The following is a 17,056-nucleotide window of genomic DNA, read 5'->3' as shown; positions in this document are numbered from 1 at the left end:
GGACTTTCATGCAAAATTTAGTCTTCACCCAAGCCATAAAAGAGAACAAAAACGACCCGCAAATTTCCGTTTTGATCAGGGAATTTGCGCTAAGTGAGTTTAGAAAAAGCATCAAAAGCGCAAAAAACGGCGACGCAAACGCGGCTCTAGCTAAAGAGTTTGAGCAAATTTGCGAGGCGCTAAAGAGCGAGGATCTGCTAAACCGCCAAAACGTCGCCAACCTCATCCAAAGCGCAGGAGACGCGCTCAGCGAGGCAAAAGAGCAGTACATCCACCGCCTAATCTACGAAAAAGAGCAGATCGAGCGGCAAATTTACGCGCAAAAAGACGAGATCAAAAACGACGTTCGCGCGCTGCTTGAAAATATGGAAAATTTCATCAAAAGCAGCGACCTGGCGGATAAGGACGAAATTTTAACCGCGATAGACGAAAAGATGCTCTGCGAGCTGCAAATGTTGGGAATCCTAAAAGAAACTACCGAAGCGGCGTTTCTAACCGCCATCGAAAAGGGCGACGACGTGAAAGATACGGTGGAGCAAATCGCCAAAAACGTCGTGCTTAGCGCGATAAACGAGGGCGAAGCGAGCAAAGAGCGCATCCTGGAGATCGCAAGGACGGTCTGCGAGGCGGCGTGCGAGATAGCTGACGTCGATCAGGCATTTGCCAAAGAGCTAATAAGCGGCGCTATCGGCGGCGTAAAAGAGGCGCTTGGCAAAAGGACGGAGAAGTTTATCGAGGAGATCAAATTTGCCCCGGACGGTCAGGCGCTGCTAGGCGAAGCTAAAGAATTTATAAGGCTCGAGGAGAGGTTCGTAGCGATGCTGCGCGATATGGCGCGCTCGCAGGAGCCCTCTGCTGCCGTGATAAACGAAATCCTAGACGAGTCGGTAGATAGCTACTTGGCTAAATTTAAGCGCCTACAAAACGACGTTTCCCGCCAGATCGAGCTTCAGCTAGAAGAGCTAAAATTTAACGAAAATATCGATAAATTCGCGAGCCTTGCGGGAGCAAAATTTGAGGAGCTAAAGCGCGAAGTAACTCAAGCCGGCGATAAATTTAAAGAAAATTTTAACGCCAAAGAACGCCTCGAAGCGCTCAAAAAAGATATCGGCGACTTTGAAAAACGAACGCAGGAGAAGCTAAGCGCCATAAATGCGAGCGAGATCGGCGAAAATCTCAAATCAAAATCAAAAGAACTAGGCGAGAAGCTCTACAAAGCCGCCGAAAATCTCATAAAAAACGCCAAAGAAAAGATCGGCAAAAAAGAGGACGAGAAAAAGGACGAATAAGCCCGACTTTAGCGATTTTAGCTAAATTTGGTAGCTTTTAAGGCGTTTAATTTATACTTTTAGCTCAAATTTAACGCCTTTTGCGACAAAAATAAGCGATGAAATAAAAACGATGAAAATAATCCAAAATCAAAAATTTTTCAAGCGAAATTTAGCTCAGTTAATAAACGAGTTAGCAAGCCCATGCGAAAATTCGGCGGTAAATCTAGCTGAAGACCGTTTGATTGATTTTGCAGACGACAAAAGCGCGCAAAAGAAAAATGGAGGCAGGCTGGTCTTTAAAAACATAGAGTTTATGAACTGCGACATAGGGCTTGATAACGATCTTACAAATCCGCAGACGATAAGCGGGGTAAATTTTATCGGGTGTACTTTTAGGTCTTGTTTTTTCGGTCCTTGCGTTTGGAAGGACGTTTTGCTTGAAAATACTTGCTTTAACGACTACGGCATACTGGACTCCGTGCTCTTTTGCCGCGTCAAAATCAAGGGCAAAATCACCTCGTTTCGCATAAATAAATGCGGATTTATGACGCATAAAAATCCAGAACTCCAGCTCAAAATAGACGCTTTTAGGCAAGAGTTTTACGGCCGTGCCGAATGGGCGCTTGATATCAGCGAGGCAAGGCTTTCTAGCTTTGATTATGACGGCATCCCCGCGCGGCTTTTCGTGCTTGATACTTCAACGCAGTTTGTCGTAAGACGAGATAAATTTCACTCTCTAAATCAGCTTAGCGAGGAGTTTAAGAGTAAATTTAGCTATGTGACGGCGTATCTAAAAGATTTTTTAGAGGACGGCCGAGAGGACATCGTGCTAACCGTACCGACATCGCGTCCTAAAAAATTTAGAAAGCCCATAGTAGACGGCCTAAGCGAGCTGCGGACTTTGGGGCTAGCGGAGTAAAATTTATTAAATTTACGCCGGATTTTAGCATCAAAATTTAACCGATTACGCTGCGAAATAAACTAAATTTCAGCGCGAATTTTAATAAGCTTAGCTAAAAACTAACCCTTCAGCCGCAAATTATTCGCATGCGTTAGCGCTATAGCGATGGCATCGGTGATGTCAAGAGGCTTGATCTCCTTCGTGATACCGAGGATTTTTTTAACCATAAAGGCCACCTGCTCTTTATCGGCCTTGGCTTTGCCTGTGACGGTTTTTTTAACCTGAAGCGGCGTATACTCGGCAAAATCTCCGTGAAGCTGCAAAATTTTAAGACTGAGCGCCCCTCGAAACTGCGCGAGCTTCAAAACCGTTTTTGGATTATAAGCGAAAAATATGTCCTCGATCGCCACTTCGTCAAATTTATGATTTTTAAAAATTAGGTCAAGTCCCTCGCAAAGTTCGGTGATTTGATACTGCAAAGAATTCGGTTTTATTTTGATTAGTCCCGCCTCGATCAAAACAGTTTTCACGGGCGTCTTTTCGACGATCGCATAGCCGCAGTTTCGCGATCCAGGATCGATTCCTAAAATTTTCATCTCGTCCTTTTCAATAGTTTTTCACGCTTTTTTCACACCGTGAAAAAACGAATTTCAACGCCATTTTAACAAATTTAAGATAAAATCTAGCGAATCAATCTTAAAGGCAAAAATTTGGTCGCAAACGAGGTTTTGGAGCTTCTTTCCAAAGAAATTTTACCGTCGGAATTTGAATGCTACATCAAGCAGCTTAAATTTAACGAAAAAAGCTCAAATTCGACGAACGTCGTATTTAACGCGCCAAACGAGATTATCGCCAAATTTATCCAGACCAAATACGCCGCTAAAATCGCTCATCTTTTTGAAGTAAAAACCGGGCAAAAACCGGTCGTCGAAGTCCAAGCCCCGACCAAAACCACAAGCAAACCGGCCAAAAAAGTGGACGTCAAAGAGATAAAAGCGCAAAGCAGTCTGCTAAATCCAAGCTACACTTTTGAAAATTTCGTCGTCGGCGACTCGAATCAATTTGCTTTTTTAAGCGCAAAAGCCGTCTCCGAGCAGCCGGGTAAGATTTACAATCCTCTTTTCATCTACGGCCCGACGGGACTTGGCAAGACTCACCTTTTACAATCGGTCGGAAATTTTTGTCTAAACGGCGGAAAAATGGTTATTTGCGTCACGAGCGAGCAGTTTATCACGGATTTTACGTATAATCTCAACAACCACTCGATGGAGCGATTTCGCGAAAAGTACCGAAACTGCGACGTTTTACTCATCGACGACGTGCAGTTTTTAGGAAAAACGGATAAAATCCAAGAGGAATTTTTTCATACGTTTAACGAGATTCACGCCAAAAACGGCCAAATCGTGATGACCTCAGACCGCCAACCAAAGTTGCTAAAAGGCTTTGAAGATAGGCTAAGGACGCGTTTTGAATGGGGTATCATCGCCGATATCACGCCGCCAGAACTTGATACTAAAATCGCAATTATCAATAAAAAATGCGAATTTGATAAAATTTATCTTGGTACCGACGTCATAAACTACATCGCTACAAACATGGGCGATAACATCCGAGAAATCGAAAGCGCGATAATAAATTTAAACGCTTACGCAAGGCTGATGAGGCAGGAAATCACGCTAGAATTTGCTAAAAATATCCTGCGCGATCAGATAAAAGAAAAACGCGAAAATATAAATTTAGAGAGCATCGTAGAAACCGTGAGTAAAGAGCTAAATATAAAACCTAGCGACATGAAAAGTAAATCGCGCTCAAAAAATATCGTCGAGGCCAGACGCATCGTGATATATCTGGCTAAAAATTTGACGCCAAACTCGATGCCGCAGATCGCGCAGTTTTTCAACATGAAAGATCACTCGGCCGTAAGCCACAGCATCAAAAAAATAAACGAACTAATCGAAACGAACGAATATTTTAAAGTTCGCGTCGAAGAACTAAAAAATAAAATTTTAACCAAAGAGTAAAAACGTGAATAAAAGTGAAAAAAATCAATATTTTATTAACGCCGCAAAATACCTATCTACGGGACTAAAAAAGGATATTAACATTTTCACGTCCCCTACTAATGCTACTAAAAGAAATTTAAAAACAAAAGGAAAAAAATGAAAGTCGCAATTAACAAAAACGCTCTAGAAAGCGTAATAAACAATGCTAATCCTTATTTAGAAAAAAGAGATTTAAGCGCTATAACTTCGCATATATTTATAGCAGCTAAAGACGGTATTTTAAACGTCAAAGCAACCGATCACGAAATCGGTCTAGCCTATAAACTCTCAAACGTCAAAATCATGGACGAAGGAAACGCAACCGCAAACGGTAAAAAACTGCTTGATATCATAAGAAGTCTAAAAGACGAAGAAGTTACGTTAGAGACGTTAAATAACTATCTCTATATAAAGCAAAAAAACTCAAAATACAAACTTCCTATGTATAAATTTGAAGATTTTCCGAATTTTCCTACTGTAGAAAATAAAAATAAATTTGAAGTCGATGCTGTCATGCTAGGTCGAAGTCTAAAAAAAATATTCCCTAGTATCGATAATAATAATCCAAAATTTGAGCTAAACGGCGCATTTATCGACATAAAGCAAAACTACATAAACATAGTAGGAACCGATACTAAAAGGCTAAGCGTCTTTAGACTAGAAACCCCTACACAGAGTGAATTTTCGCTAATAATCCCGAAAAAAGCAATCGGCGAAATTCAAAAACTATTTTTCGATAAAATAGAAATTTACTACGACGATACGACTCTTATCGCTCAAAGCTCGAATTTCGAATTTTTTACGAAGCTGATTAACGGTAAATTTCCGGATTATAATAGAGTAATCCCGCAAGAGATAAAAAAACGTCTAAGATTAAGCAGAGATAAAATGATAGAAGGTATAAAAACCGTCTCTATCATGTCTGAAAGTACCAAAATAATATTTGCCCCGCAAACGGTAAGTTTTGAAAGCATAGTAGAGGATAATTCTGAAGCTAAAACTTCGATTGATTTTGCAACGGGGCTTGAAAGCGAAATTTACGTCGGCGTAAAAAATAGATATTTGCTTGATTTCTTGCAAAATATCGAAGAGGAATATTTCGAATTTGGATTTAACGACTCGAATTTAGCCTTCACGGTTAGCTCAAACGAGCTAAAAACGGTAATCATGCCGATAAATTTATAAAAATAAAAAGGTAAATAATGCAGCAAAATTACGGCGCGGAAAATATTAAAGTTTTAAAAGGGCTAGAAGCGGTTAGAAAACGCCCCGGTATGTACATTGGCGACACTAACGTAAGCGGCCTACACCACATGATCTACGAGGTCGTCGATAACTCCATAGACGAAGCGATGGCGGGCTACTGTGATACGATAGACGTAGAACTAACGCGCGAAGGCTCTGCTATCATCACCGATAACGGACGCGGTATACCGGTAGATATGCACCCAACTGAGAAAATTTCAGCAGCGACTGTCGTTTTAACCGTACTTCACGCGGGCGGTAAATTTGATAAAGATACTTATAAGGTTTCAGGCGGTCTGCACGGCGTCGGAGTTAGCGTCGTAAACGCCCTTTCTAAAAAACTGGTCGTAAATATCAAACGCGACGGCAAACTATATAGACAAGAATTTTCAAAAGGTATCCCTCAAAGCGACCTAGAAGTTATAAAAACTACGAATAGAACTGGAACTCAGGTAGAGTTTTGGCCGGATGACAGCATTTTTGAGGTTACGGAATTTAACGATGAAATTTTAACTAAACGTTTTCGCGAACTAGCCTATCTAAATCCGAAAATCACGATAAATTTTAAAGATCAAAGAAACGGTAGAAGCGAGAGCTTTCACTACGAGGGCGGACTTGAGAGCTTTGTAACGGATATGAATAAAAACGAAGCCGTAAGCAAAGCGGTATCTTTTAGCGGCGGCGAAGAGGACGTTTTAGTCGATTTTGCGCTAATGTACAACGATACTTATAGCGAAAATTTACTAAGCTTCGTAAATAATATCAAAACCCCTGACGGCGGTACGCACGAGGCGGGATTTCGCGCGGGTCTAACTCGCGTGATAACAAACTATATCGCAGCAAACGCCGCAGCTCGCGAAAAAGACACGAAAATCACCGGCGAAGATATCCGCGAAGGTCTAATCGCAGTTATCAGCGTAAAGGTGCCGGAACCGCAGTTTGAAGGCCAAACGAAAGGAAAACTAGGCTCAAGCTACGTAAAGCCGATCGTTCAAAAGATGGTTTTTGAGGTGCTTAGCAAGTATTTTGAAGAAAATCCGATCGAAGCTCGCGCGATAATGGAAAAAGCGCTGATGGCGGCGCGCGGACGCGAAGCTGCCAAAAAAGCTCGCGATCTAACGCGTAAAAAAGAGGGTCTAAGCATAGGAACTCTACCCGGTAAACTAGCCGACTGCCAAAGCAAAGATCCAGTTATCAGCGAACTTTATCTGGTGGAGGGCGATTCTGCTGGCGGTTCGGCCAAACAAGGACGCGATAGAGTATTTCAGGCGATTTTGCCGTTAAAAGGTAAAATTTTAAACGTCGAAAAATCGCGCTTAGATAAAATTTTAAAATCAGACGAAATAAAAAATATGATAACCGCGCTAGGTTGTGGTATCGGCGACGAATTTGACGCAGAGAGGCTTCGCTACCACAAGATCATCATCATGACCGATGCCGACGTCGACGGTAGCCACATCCAGACGCTGCTTTTAACTTTTTTCTTTAGATTTTTACACAAAGTCGTGGAAAACGGCCACATCTATCTAGCCCAGCCGCCGCTTTACCGTTATAAAAAGGGTAAAAAAGAAATTTATCTAAAAGACGAAAAAGCGCTCAATGAATTTTTAATCGAAACCGGCATCGAAGGAGTCGAGTTTGAAGGTATCGGAAACGCTGATCTCATAGACTTTTTAAAGATAGTCGCGGCTTATAGAAGCGTATTAAAAGAGCTTGAAAAGCGATTTAGCGTGATTTCTGCAGTTAGATATATGATCGAAAATCCAGATATCGTTTCAAAAAGTTACGGTGAAATTTTTGAAATTTTGAAAAATTATCTGGAAGCGCAGGAGCATAATATCCTAAACTCATACGTCAGCGAAGAAGAGGCGCGAATTTACGTACAAACCGAAAGCGGCCTAGAAGAGCTTTTAGTAAATGAAAATTTATTTACAAATCCGCTTTACGAAGAAGCGCTTTATATCAGTCAAAAGATAAAAGAGCGCGGCATCGAGCTAAAAGGCGACGTGATAGACGTGCTAGAGGAGATAGAAAAAAATGCCAAAAAAGGCGCTTATATCCAGCGCTATAAAGGTCTTGGCGAGATGAACCCCGAGCAGCTATGGGAAACTACGATGAATCCGGAAAACCGCCGCTTACTAAAAATAAACATAAACGATGCTATAAGTGCCTCGGATACGTTTAATCTCTTCATGGGCGACGAGGTAGAACCTAGAAGAAACTACATACAAGAGCACGCAAAAGACGTGAAACATTTGGACGTGTGAGATGCTAAAATCAGAACTAAAAGAGAGATCCCATCGGTTTAAAACCGCACTTGAAGTATCTTCGATACTTTTTTTTAGTATTATCATTTTAGTTTATATTTTTATTAAAAAAGATGAGGTTAAATTTGAAGCCGACGACATTATTTTGATCACGATTTTAGTTTTGTGTCAGGTTTATTTTACGGTTTATAAAATTTATCAAAGCTTTCAAACAAGCACGTTAGATCAGATAACCAAGGCCTTTAGTAGAGATGAAATTTTACGCCTACTTTCAAAACAGGCTTCTAAATTTAAAGGAAAGAGTGGCGGTAATGCGGTAATGCTAAAGATCGAAAATTTAAACGATCTAAACGAGCGTTATAGCTTTGTAAGCACCGATATTTTGTTAAAACGATTAGTCGAGCGACTAGAAAAATTTCTAAACGAAAAAGTCTCTAAGAATACGCTTATCGGCAGATATTCAAACGAGTATTTTTTGATCTTTTGCGAGAGTAAAAATACCGAGTTACTCCATCTTTTAAGCGTTTTTGAGAAGACTCTTTTAAACGACGGGATTTATAACATCGAGTTAAAGATTAAATTTGACGCCGTAGATATAAACCACTCCGCAAGCCTTAAAAATACGGTCTCTTATCTCATCCAAAAGCTAAACGAAGAAGATAGCGAGGATAAAGTAGACGTTACCGACGACCTTGAAAAAGACGTCTGCAACTGCATCGATATGCAAAGATTTATTTTTCAAACCCAACTCGTTAAAAGCCTTCGCTTCGGACAAAATTTAAAAAACGTTTTGATCAAAATTTATACCGATATGCAAGGCCTAGTCTCAAAGCGAAAAGTACAAAATATAGCAAATAAAAACGGCTACGAGGTACTTTTTGATATAAATATTATTAAAAAATTATCCGAAATTAAATTTAAAGATAACGATCCGCTTATGATCGAAATTTCATCCGTCTCGCTTAGAAATATAAAATTTATAAATTTTATAAAAGAGTTCGCACAGATGGGAAAGATCGATCCAAATCGCGTTATTTTCGAGTTTTGTGAGAAGCTAGTGTATGACGAGATAAATAGATTTAAAGAAATCTTAACGGAGTATAAAAATCTAGGTTTTCGCTTCGCGCTAAATAAATTCGGCGGTAATAATGCCGGATTTGAGTATTTTAAATTTTTGCCGATAGATTTTGTTATCTACGACATAGAATTTAACAAAAATATCAAAAACGACAAATTTAAAACTCTGTTTGAAAATCTAAATTTAACCGCAAAAAGATTAGGCGTGAAGACTATTGTGAGATTTGTGGAGAACGAGGAGTTCTTTAACGTCGTGGAGCGCTATCAGACCGACTTCGCGCAGGGCTTTTTTATAGAAAAGCCAAAAGAAATTTAAAGGAAAAAAATGCAAGAAAACGAGGTCGTAGAGCCAAAATACGGCGAGAAAATAATAAGCGAATTTGACGTAGAAAAAGACCTGGAAATCTGGGAAAACAAGCACGAACGCGACTATAAGATAAAAATCACTCTGCCGGAGTTTTGTTGCTTATGTCCGCGCTCGGGGTATCCTGATTTTGCGACGATTTATCTTGAATACGTGCCGGCTAAATTCGTGGTCGAGTTAAAAGCAATCAAACTCTACATCAACAGTTTTATGACGCGTAACATCAGTCACGAAGATAGCATAAACGAAATTTACGGCGTTTTAGAGCGAAAGCTAGCGCCAAAATGGATGAAGATCACAGGCGACTTTAATCCGCGCGGCAACGTCCATACCGTAATCGAAATTTGCTCGGACGAGATAATCAAAAAAACGCAAGAACAAAGCTTTGAAGCACCAAAATTTGAGAAATTTACGCGAGATGGCGATCGAAGTTTTGGTATAGGCGGTTACGGAGCACGCGAGTCTAAATTTAGCAAAGACGGCTCTCGTGGTAAGAGTTTCGGAACTGGTAAAAGAGACGTAAAAACCGGCGATAAAAAACCTCGCGCGAGCAAAGATAAATTTGACGACAAACCGCGAAGAACGGGCAATAAAGAGGGCTTTAAAAAGCCTGAATTTGCCGGCGAAAAGCGTGCTCGCGTCGTGAAAAAATCGGACGATAAATGATAAGCGCGCAGCTAATCGAACACATCTTTAAAGCCGCGTCTATCTCGCGCTGGAACGACTATCCGAAGATGACGAATTTAGTCGAGCTTGATAAGCAGGCGCATAAATTTATCATCGCGTATTTCATCGCAAAACTCGAGCATAATGCCGATATGAACTACATCATAGAGGCGGGTATTTTCGAGTTTCTCGCGCGCGTCGTGGTCACGGATATACGCCCGGACGTGTTTCATCAGATGCAAAAAACCAAAAACGAGCAGATAAACGCCTGGGTACTTGGGATACTAGAAGGGCTCGTAAAGGACGTCGAAGGCGGTAAATTTTTAGATCGTATGCGCCGCTATCTCACGCACAAAGATAAAGCTCACGCCAAAGAGCGCCTGATCCTAAAGGCCGCTAGCTATCTCGCGACGCGCTGGGAGTTTTCGATCGTTTATCAAACGAGCAAATTTTTAAGTGACATAGACGAGCTAAAAGCGCGCGTGGAGGAGGAGCTGGAGGATTATTACGAGTTAATAGGCGTGCGCAAAATCGTGATGAATCAAAAGCTGGCCAAGCTAGTCGATCTAGCCGGTAGACTGCGCTTTCAAAAGCGCTGGGCGCAGACGCCGCGCATCCCTGAAACGGCGGTTCTAGGCCACATGTTGGTCGTGGCGATTTTGAGTTATTTTTACTCGCTTGAGGTTAAGGCCTGCAAAACGAGACTAGAAAATAACTTCTTTTGCGCACTCTTTCACGATCTGCCAGAGTCGCTAACGCGCGATATCATTAGCCCCGTAAAATACGGTATCGAAGGACTAAACGAGATAATCAGCGAATACGAAATGCGCCTGATAGACGAGAAAATTTTGCCTTTCGTGCCTGAAAATTTTAGAGACGAGTTTAGCTATATCCTCGGTATCCGTATGGAAGGCGGCAAATTTATCAAAAACGAGTTTGAAAATAGAATTTGTGAGAAAAAGCCTCTACATCACGAGGGTACGATGGAGAATGTAAACGAGGATAAATTTAACGCCATCGACGGCAAAGCGCTTAAAATTTGCGATAAACTCGCGGCGTTTTTCGAAGCGGGGATCTCGATCAGCTACGGTGTGAAGTCAAACGAACTAACCGAAGGCTTTAATAATATGGATAAATTCTTTCAGAAAAATCAGAGCTTGGACGGAGTGAATTTTTTAAAAGTTTGCGATGATTTTAAGGAGCATTTTTCGCTTTTACAGGTTTAAAAACCCTCTCTCAGATGACTGCGGCACACGCCTAGCCTAAGTGCTCTGCTGTGTTCCCACCCTGAAGCGGTGCCTAGAAGAGACATTGCACAGGTCTAAGAAAGGGCAAGAGCGATTTTACTCAAATTTTACTTAAATATATTTTAGGCGGCAACATGGGATTTGATATAAAATGTAAATTTTTGTCGTTGTTTAGGGAGTTTTTGGTCTATCACCACCGCTCGCTGGAGTTTCGCGCGAAGATCTTTGCGGCTATCATCTCGGCCAAACTCAATCCCGAAGAGGACGATTTTGCAAATTTATACGATATCTCGAGCGAAATTTACGGTAGCGACGAGAACCGCAAACGCGTACTTATCGAAACCACCAGAGAGTATGTCTCCCGTATCAAACGCAAAGACCCGATGACGCTTGATAGCTTGCTCTTAGCGATTGATCAGGCTATCAGAGCGAACAAAAACTACGCGCTAAAGATTGACTTCGAGCACCTACGCAGGCTCATCGACGCCGACGAATACGAAGGTCTCGTGCAGCAGCGCGTGTATGATTTCTTGCTATACGAGGTAAAAACCTACGCGCCAAACAGATAAAACGTCAAATTTGAATTAAATTTTGCTTATTTTTGCTGCTTTTTAGTGGTGTTTTTTTATTATGGATCTGGTTTTTGGGAGGTGATACGCTTGATGACGGCGTTTACAAAGGGTTGGCATGCCTGAGGCCGGCAGCGCGACCGATATAAATTTACCGTCAAAAAAGCAGGTATCTACGAGATAAGTTTCATCTACGCGCAAGATCCGCAAAAGCAAAAAGAGGAAGAAAAGCTCAGCGAGGAGGCCTTCCCGGGATACGGCAGCGACGAGTTTACGAAGTGATTTTGCGAGAAGTCTACAGCCGCTAAGCTAGCCGGCTACTACGGTTATACGACGCAAGGCGTCCCTGAAGCCCATGGGCACGAGCGAAGAGGAAAAAGTGGCCTGTACGGGCGAAAAAATATTGCTAAAAGTTATGCTCAAATCTCTACAAAACCGCAAAATAAACTACATAAAAGGCGGCGAGGTGAACGAGCTAAAACAAAATTTAAGCGCCCTAACCGAGACCTTTGATCTGTCAAAATACGGCGCGACTTCATGGTACAGCGCTCCAAACGGAGGCTTTACGCACGATAAAGTTTTGCTCCGAGCAGAGCTTAAAAAAGGCGAGTATAGCGTAAAAGTACAGGCTCTAAGCGACGTGCCCGAGCTAAAAAAGATCGTGATGTTTATTAAAATCAGTAAATATCACAACTGGAAATAAAAATTTACCGTTTTTGCAAGTCAAATTTGACTAAATTTACTAAAAATTTCTAAGCCCTATTTCTAAATTCGAGCGTATCAAATTTGGATCAAATTTAGCCTTTTCCTGCGTCAAATTTCCGAAATTTTCACCCGTGTCTAGGAAATTTTGCAGGTAATAAACGCCTCTGTATCCGTGCTCGTACAAAATCCCGCTCATAGCAGAGATATCGGCCTCGTCTAGCAAGTCCGCATGCACCGTCGTTCTAACCTCAAATTTAAAGCCGGTTTGCAACAAAAACTCAAGCGTTTGCAAGAAATTTTTATACAAATTTGAGCCCGCAACCTTGAGAAATTTTTCCTTCGTCGCTTTAAAATCAAGCGCGATATAGTCGATTAAATTTAGCGAGATAGCCTGCCCAATCGCGGTCAAATTTGAGCCGTTAGTATCAACTTTGAGCGAAAAGCCGCGCGGCTTTACTTCACGAGCTAGCGGCAAAAACGCCGGGCTAAGCGTGCATTCGCCGCCGCTAAAAACCACGCCGCTAAGCTTACCTTTGCGCTTGTCTAAAAATTTGATAAACTCGGCGCGGCTGATCTGTCCTTCGCCCGTGACGATAGGGACGTTGTAGCAGTAGGCACAGCGCATGTTGCAGCCTGCAAACCACGCTATACAGGCCGTTTTGTCGGGGTAGTCTAGGGTCGTAAATGGAGTGAGCGAGTAAAGCGGAAAATCAGCATCTTTCACGTTTTACTCGCGGTTAGGTTAGGCTTTGCGTTCGCAAAATTTGACGCGCTCTTTGTGCTCGCCTTTTTTACCGAGGTTAAAGCTCTCTACAGGGCGGTGGTAGCCCATTACGCGGGTGTAAATGACGCATTTCGTGCGTTTTGCTTCAAGCGAAGCTAGGATTTCTTTGTCGCTCATTTGTCACTCCTTGATAATTGATGTCAAATAGTATAGCACTTTATAGATAACTGCCGTCTTAAATTTTACGCGATTTTTTGTTTTTCAGCCGTTGTTAAAAGTATGGTAATATCTGCGTTACGATTAAATTTAAAACAAAGGAAAAACATGACAAAAGTCAAATTTCACGGCGCAGACGTCGCGCTAAAAGGCGAAGAGGTATTCGTGGGTTCATATGCGCCAGAAGTCACGCTAGTCGGGCAGGATCTAGGCGGGTTTAAAGTCGGCGGCAACAACGGCATCGAGATACTAGTGGCCGTTCCGTCGCTAGATACGGGCGTTTGTGCGACGGAAACGCGTAAATTTAACGAAAAAATGGCCGCGAAACAGGCGATCAAGCTAAGCGTGATTTCGATGGATTTGCCGTTTGCGATGGGTAGATTTTGCTCTACGGAGGGGATCAAAAACCTAAAAGTCGGCAGCGACTTTAGAGCTAGAGAATTTGGCGAAAAATACGGCATAATCATCGGCGAAGGGCCGCTTGCCGGGCTTTTAGCCAGAGCCGTTTTCGTCATCAAAGACGGCGTCATCATCCACAAACAAATCGTTCCCGAGATCACGGACGAACCAAACTACGACGCGGTGTTTGACGCGATAAAATCAAGCGGAGGTTGCGGTTGCGGTTGTATGTAAGCCGCGAAATTTAAAGGCCGCAAGAGCGGTCTTTTTGTAAATCTATAAAATTTATATTTTAAAAACAGTAAAACCCTGGACTTGAATTTAAATTTTACTTAGAAAGTAATGGATTTTATCTCAAATTTTAACCTCTATTGCATAATCATAATACCATCATAAAAATAATCTATGAAGTTTTGATCGAAAGGTTCTAATAACTTAGCTTCTATTAGTTTGTTTGTTAATTTTTCCTTACCAGTATATCTAAAATGGTCTAAAAGTTCGGTTATTGTGATTTCATTATTATCAATAGGTAGCAATTTAAGGTTACTAATTTTTTTGGAAATCATTCTTGGTAATCCATATTCTTCTAGTTGCAAAACTTTTGCCGGCATAAAAAGACTGGAAAGTCTATTTACAAAATCTGAAATATCAATATTTTGCTCACTAAATATAATTTTTTGTAGTTCATTAATATCAGAGAAATATGACGATAACTCATATGTTACTTTATTTTCTAGTTCAAAATATTTTGAAATATTGTCAATCTTAAGCTCCCTTATAAGCTCGGGTATTGTCTTTTTCCAGCTTTGTATTATAATTTTGATATGTTCAAAATTGACATAGTGTTTCTTACCCATAAAATGTTTAAAAGCGCTCCATCGTGATATATCATTAGTTCGTAAATACTTAAAAGCATTGGGATCCAAATGAATTAACTTATTTAAAATATCAATAATATCATCCATATTTGAGTTTATTTTTCCAGATTTAATAAGTTTTAATATTAAGTCTACTTTATTTTTGTCCTTTACACAATTATAAATTTCATCTTTAATTTTATTTGCTTTGGTCTTTAACTCTTCCGTAATTTGTAACTCTTCATCCATTTTAAAGATATCGTCGACAATTGGAGATAATTCTAAATTCTTTTCTTCTTCTTTTGGTGTATCTTCTAAAATATATACATTGCCGATAAAGTATTTAAACATTCTACCACTTCTACCAATAATATTTTTATAAGTAAAGTTATCAAATGGATCTTTTCGATCAATCTTGTTGCTATAAATTATTAAATTTTCAGCACTTGTGTTTACACCTTCTATTAAGGATGAGGTACATATTGTAGTGAATATTTGATTTTCATTAAATAATTTAACATTCATTTGAGTAATTGTTCTATGTATTTTTCCATAGTGTATACAAATGCCCTTTGATACACTATCGGCCAAAGGCCAATCCTTAAAATAATTTTTGGTCAACCATTCCTTATAGTTTTGCAGAATTTCAGAATCGCTCTTTTTGAAACCACTTGATAAAAATGTTGCTATTTTATCTGCTGTACTCGGCTGATTTACATAAATCAAGTTTTGTTTATTTTTATTATTGTTGATAATATTTAATACTTGATTATTCTTATTTTTTTTACTTTTGCATATTTCCTTTGTTATATTTAAAAACACAGTATTGAAATCTAATTTTACATATTTCATTCTGTTAATTCCAAATAGTGAAAGATTTATTTTGCTTATATTTGGACATAAATAGTACTTTTGTTTAGAAATTTTTGATAGCTTTGATATAGCTATTTTTAGAGTTAATGCTCTATTGTCATTAGATAAAATCTTATAAAACTCATCGACTATAAATAAATCTAATCCGATTTCCTTAATTTTATCGATATATCCGATAGCTCTTTCTTGTGGAAATATAAAAATATTTTTATCTTTAATATCTGCGTTTGATGTTGTGATAATATTGTATTGTTTACTAAATTTGTTAAGTCTTCTCCTTGTCTCATCCATAAGTGAAATGGTCGGAACTATGATTAAAACATTATCTGGTTTTTTTAAATTTATTAGTGCATCGATTATAAAGCTTTTGCCAAAACTAGTTGGTGCGCTTAGTATCAAATCGTTACCTTCTATGAGTTGTTTTAAAATTTCTGATTGTTTTAAGTGTAGAGTAACAGGTTCTTTTTCTCCTATATTTATTGTGAAACTATTTATTAAGATTTTATCAAACCATTTACAATTATCATATTGCATATATGGATAAAGCCCCACCTCTCTTATTAAGTGATTTACGATTGGCATATATTGGCTTTGGTCTATTTCATTGAGTAATTTAATAGTCTCATTTCTTTGTTCTGTTTCATTATTTATTTGAAATATTCTAGCACACCTGTCAAAAATATTTTCTTCAGTCATTAAAAACCTTCCATAGATTTATTTACATCTTCTATTATCTTATTTTTATCTGGGATTGGAAAAAATATTATATGGAAATATATTCTATCAATATATGATATATTTTTTAGATCATCTTTTAGGCGCTTATATATTTCTTTAGTATCTTTTTTGGTATTTTCAATTATCTTGTCCTGATACTCCTTATTAAATTCCTTATTTTGTTTAGTTAAGCTACACTCATATAACAAAAATATTGGAATATGCAAAAATGGTTTTAATTCATCCAGTGATCTATTGTCATTAAGCTTGGTCTTAATTTGTTTTAGTAAATTTGTATTATCTTTTAATAACTCATCCAAATCGCTTATATTTGTAATTATACTTTTTTCTTTCTTTAGTTTATCGTCTTGTAATCCATTGTTTACTGATTTAACAGCATTGCTTATCGCGTCATCTATATTCTTGTAAAATTTAGATTCTCCGAGCCATAGACTAAATTTGTCGTTATCTTCAATTACAATATGCACACTATCGGCGCCTTTTGCATAATCATTTTTATTCTGTTTATAAAAAATCTTTGGAACAACCGGAAGAGCGTTATAGTATTTTTTCATTATGCCGTATAATAAAATTTCACCAATTTCACCACCTTTTTCATCTATTTCGTCTTGTTGATTTTTTTGAACAGTTCTTAGATTTCTAACTGATTGTCTAAGCATGCTGCGAGGTTTATTAATGCAAGCTTCTCTTTCCCTTGCGCTAAGAGCATTATCCGAAATATAATCAAGTAAAAAATCAATGAATTTATCGTATCTCCATCTATAGCTTTCATAATCATTTGCTATTATTAAAAAATAGTGTTTATCTATAATATCTCCATTACAAGACAAACACTCATCAGTAATTACTTCAAACTCCGGCTCACTATAATTAGTAAAAGTAGGATTCATAAATT

The 17,056-nt window shown here is 39.2% G+C and carries 16 protein-coding genes and 1 other RNA gene; 11 read left to right on the top strand and 6 right to left on the bottom strand.

Annotated features, from left to right (window positions below):
* The first annotated feature begins 8 nt into the window (after positions 1–8).
* Positions 9–1,289 carry a hypothetical protein gene (locus Q0218_RS02295; protein WP_297965865.1) on the top strand — a complete coding sequence of 427 codons (1,281 nt, stop codon included), beginning with the start codon at positions 9–11 and terminating at the stop codon, positions 1,287–1,289.
* A 112-nt stretch (positions 1,290–1,401) separates the two neighbouring features.
* A complete protein-coding gene (locus tag Q0218_RS02290) occupies positions 1,402–2,190 on the top strand; it encodes a hypothetical protein (protein ID WP_297965863.1) in 789 nt (262 codons plus the stop codon).
* 101 nt (positions 2,191–2,291) lie between these two features.
* Here Q0218_RS02290 and ruvC read toward each other — a convergent pair whose 3' ends face one another.
* A complete protein-coding gene (ruvC, locus tag Q0218_RS02285; protein ID WP_297965862.1) occupies positions 2,292–2,768 on the bottom strand; it encodes a crossover junction endodeoxyribonuclease RuvC in 477 nt (158 codons plus the stop codon).
* Positions 2,769–2,882: 114 nt separating this feature from the next.
* Between ruvC and dnaA the strand changes: the two genes are divergently transcribed.
* From dnaA to Q0218_RS02255, 6 genes are all read left to right on the top strand, one after another.
* A complete protein-coding gene (gene dnaA / locus Q0218_RS02280; protein ID WP_295145035.1) occupies positions 2,883–4,193 on the top strand; it encodes a chromosomal replication initiator protein DnaA in 1,311 nt (436 codons plus the stop codon).
* Positions 4,194–4,331: 138 nt separating this feature from the next.
* A complete protein-coding gene (gene dnaN / locus Q0218_RS02275; RefSeq protein ID WP_297965860.1) occupies positions 4,332–5,399 on the top strand; it encodes a DNA polymerase III subunit beta in 1,068 nt (355 codons plus the stop codon).
* A gap of 17 nt (positions 5,400–5,416) precedes the next feature.
* On the top strand, positions 5,417–7,726 hold the full coding sequence (gyrB, locus tag Q0218_RS02270; RefSeq protein ID WP_297965858.1) for a DNA topoisomerase (ATP-hydrolyzing) subunit B: 2,310 nt from the start codon (positions 5,417–5,419) through the stop codon (positions 7,724–7,726).
* Position 7,727: 1 nt separating this feature from the next.
* Positions 7,728–9,119 (top strand): EAL domain-containing protein, encoded by a 1,392-nt coding sequence (locus Q0218_RS02265; RefSeq protein ID WP_297965856.1) that lies wholly within the window; start codon positions 7,728–7,730, stop codon positions 9,117–9,119.
* A gap of 9 nt (positions 9,120–9,128) precedes the next feature.
* Entirely contained in the window at positions 9,129–9,833 is a 705-nt protein-coding gene (gene queF / locus Q0218_RS02260) for a preQ(1) synthase (protein ID WP_297965854.1), read from the top strand.
* Positions 9,830–11,059 carry an HD domain-containing protein gene (locus Q0218_RS02255; protein WP_297965851.1) on the top strand — a complete coding sequence of 410 codons (1,230 nt, stop codon included), beginning with the start codon at positions 9,830–9,832 and terminating at the stop codon, positions 11,057–11,059. The genes queF and Q0218_RS02255 overlap by 4 nt, the downstream gene beginning before the upstream one ends.
* A 4-nt stretch (positions 11,060–11,063) precedes the next feature.
* Here the strand turns inward: Q0218_RS02255 and ffs are convergent.
* Positions 11,064–11,161: signal recognition particle sRNA small type (gene ffs, locus Q0218_RS02250), an RNA gene on the bottom strand.
* Between the two features lie 53 nt (positions 11,162–11,214).
* On the opposite strand from ffs, the gene Q0218_RS02245 reads away from it, so the two are divergent.
* On the top strand, positions 11,215–11,649 hold the full coding sequence (locus Q0218_RS02245) for a hypothetical protein (RefSeq protein ID WP_295145050.1): 435 nt from the start codon (positions 11,215–11,217) through the stop codon (positions 11,647–11,649).
* A 355-nt stretch (positions 11,650–12,004) separates the two neighbouring features.
* The gene (locus Q0218_RS02240) at positions 12,005–12,352 is read left to right on the top strand and encodes a hypothetical protein (RefSeq protein WP_297965849.1); all 348 of its coding nucleotides are present in this window, start codon (positions 12,005–12,007) and stop codon (positions 12,350–12,352) included.
* 39 nt (positions 12,353–12,391) lie between these two features.
* Here Q0218_RS02240 and Q0218_RS02235 read toward each other — a convergent pair whose 3' ends face one another.
* Positions 12,392–13,078 carry an anaerobic ribonucleoside-triphosphate reductase activating protein gene (locus Q0218_RS02235; protein ID WP_297965847.1) on the bottom strand — a complete coding sequence of 229 codons (687 nt, stop codon included), beginning with the start codon at positions 13,076–13,078 and terminating at the stop codon, positions 12,392–12,394.
* A gap of 18 nt (positions 13,079–13,096) precedes the next feature.
* The gene (gene nrdD, locus Q0218_RS02230; protein ID WP_297965845.1) at positions 13,097–13,255 is read right to left on the bottom strand and encodes an anaerobic ribonucleoside-triphosphate reductase; all 159 of its coding nucleotides are present in this window, start codon (positions 13,253–13,255) and stop codon (positions 13,097–13,099) included.
* Positions 13,256–13,402: 147 nt separating this feature from the next.
* Here nrdD and tpx point away from each other — a divergent pair, with 147 nt between their 5' ends.
* On the top strand, positions 13,403–13,927 hold the full coding sequence (gene tpx, locus Q0218_RS02225) for a thiol peroxidase (RefSeq protein WP_297965843.1): 525 nt from the start codon (positions 13,403–13,405) through the stop codon (positions 13,925–13,927).
* A gap of 134 nt (positions 13,928–14,061) precedes the next feature.
* Here the strand turns inward: tpx and Q0218_RS02220 are convergent, their stop codons facing one another.
* Together Q0218_RS02220 and Q0218_RS02215 are read right to left on the bottom strand one after the other, a co-directional pair.
* Positions 14,062–16,119 (bottom strand): DEAD/DEAH box helicase, encoded by a 2,058-nt coding sequence (locus tag Q0218_RS02220; protein WP_297965841.1) that lies wholly within the window; start codon positions 16,117–16,119, stop codon positions 14,062–14,064.
* Entirely contained in the window at positions 16,119–17,051 is a 933-nt protein-coding gene (locus Q0218_RS02215) for a DUF1837 domain-containing protein (RefSeq protein WP_297965840.1), read from the bottom strand. The genes Q0218_RS02220 and Q0218_RS02215 overlap by 1 nt, the downstream gene beginning before the upstream one ends.
* Between the last annotated feature and the right edge of the window lie 5 nt (positions 17,052–17,056).

This window comes from uncultured Campylobacter sp., assembly GCF_938039245.1.
Classification (GTDB): Bacteria; Campylobacterota; Campylobacteria; order Campylobacterales; family Campylobacteraceae; genus Campylobacter_A.
Note: the sequence above shows the minus strand (reverse complement) of the source record. Positions and strands in the feature narration are given on the sequence as shown.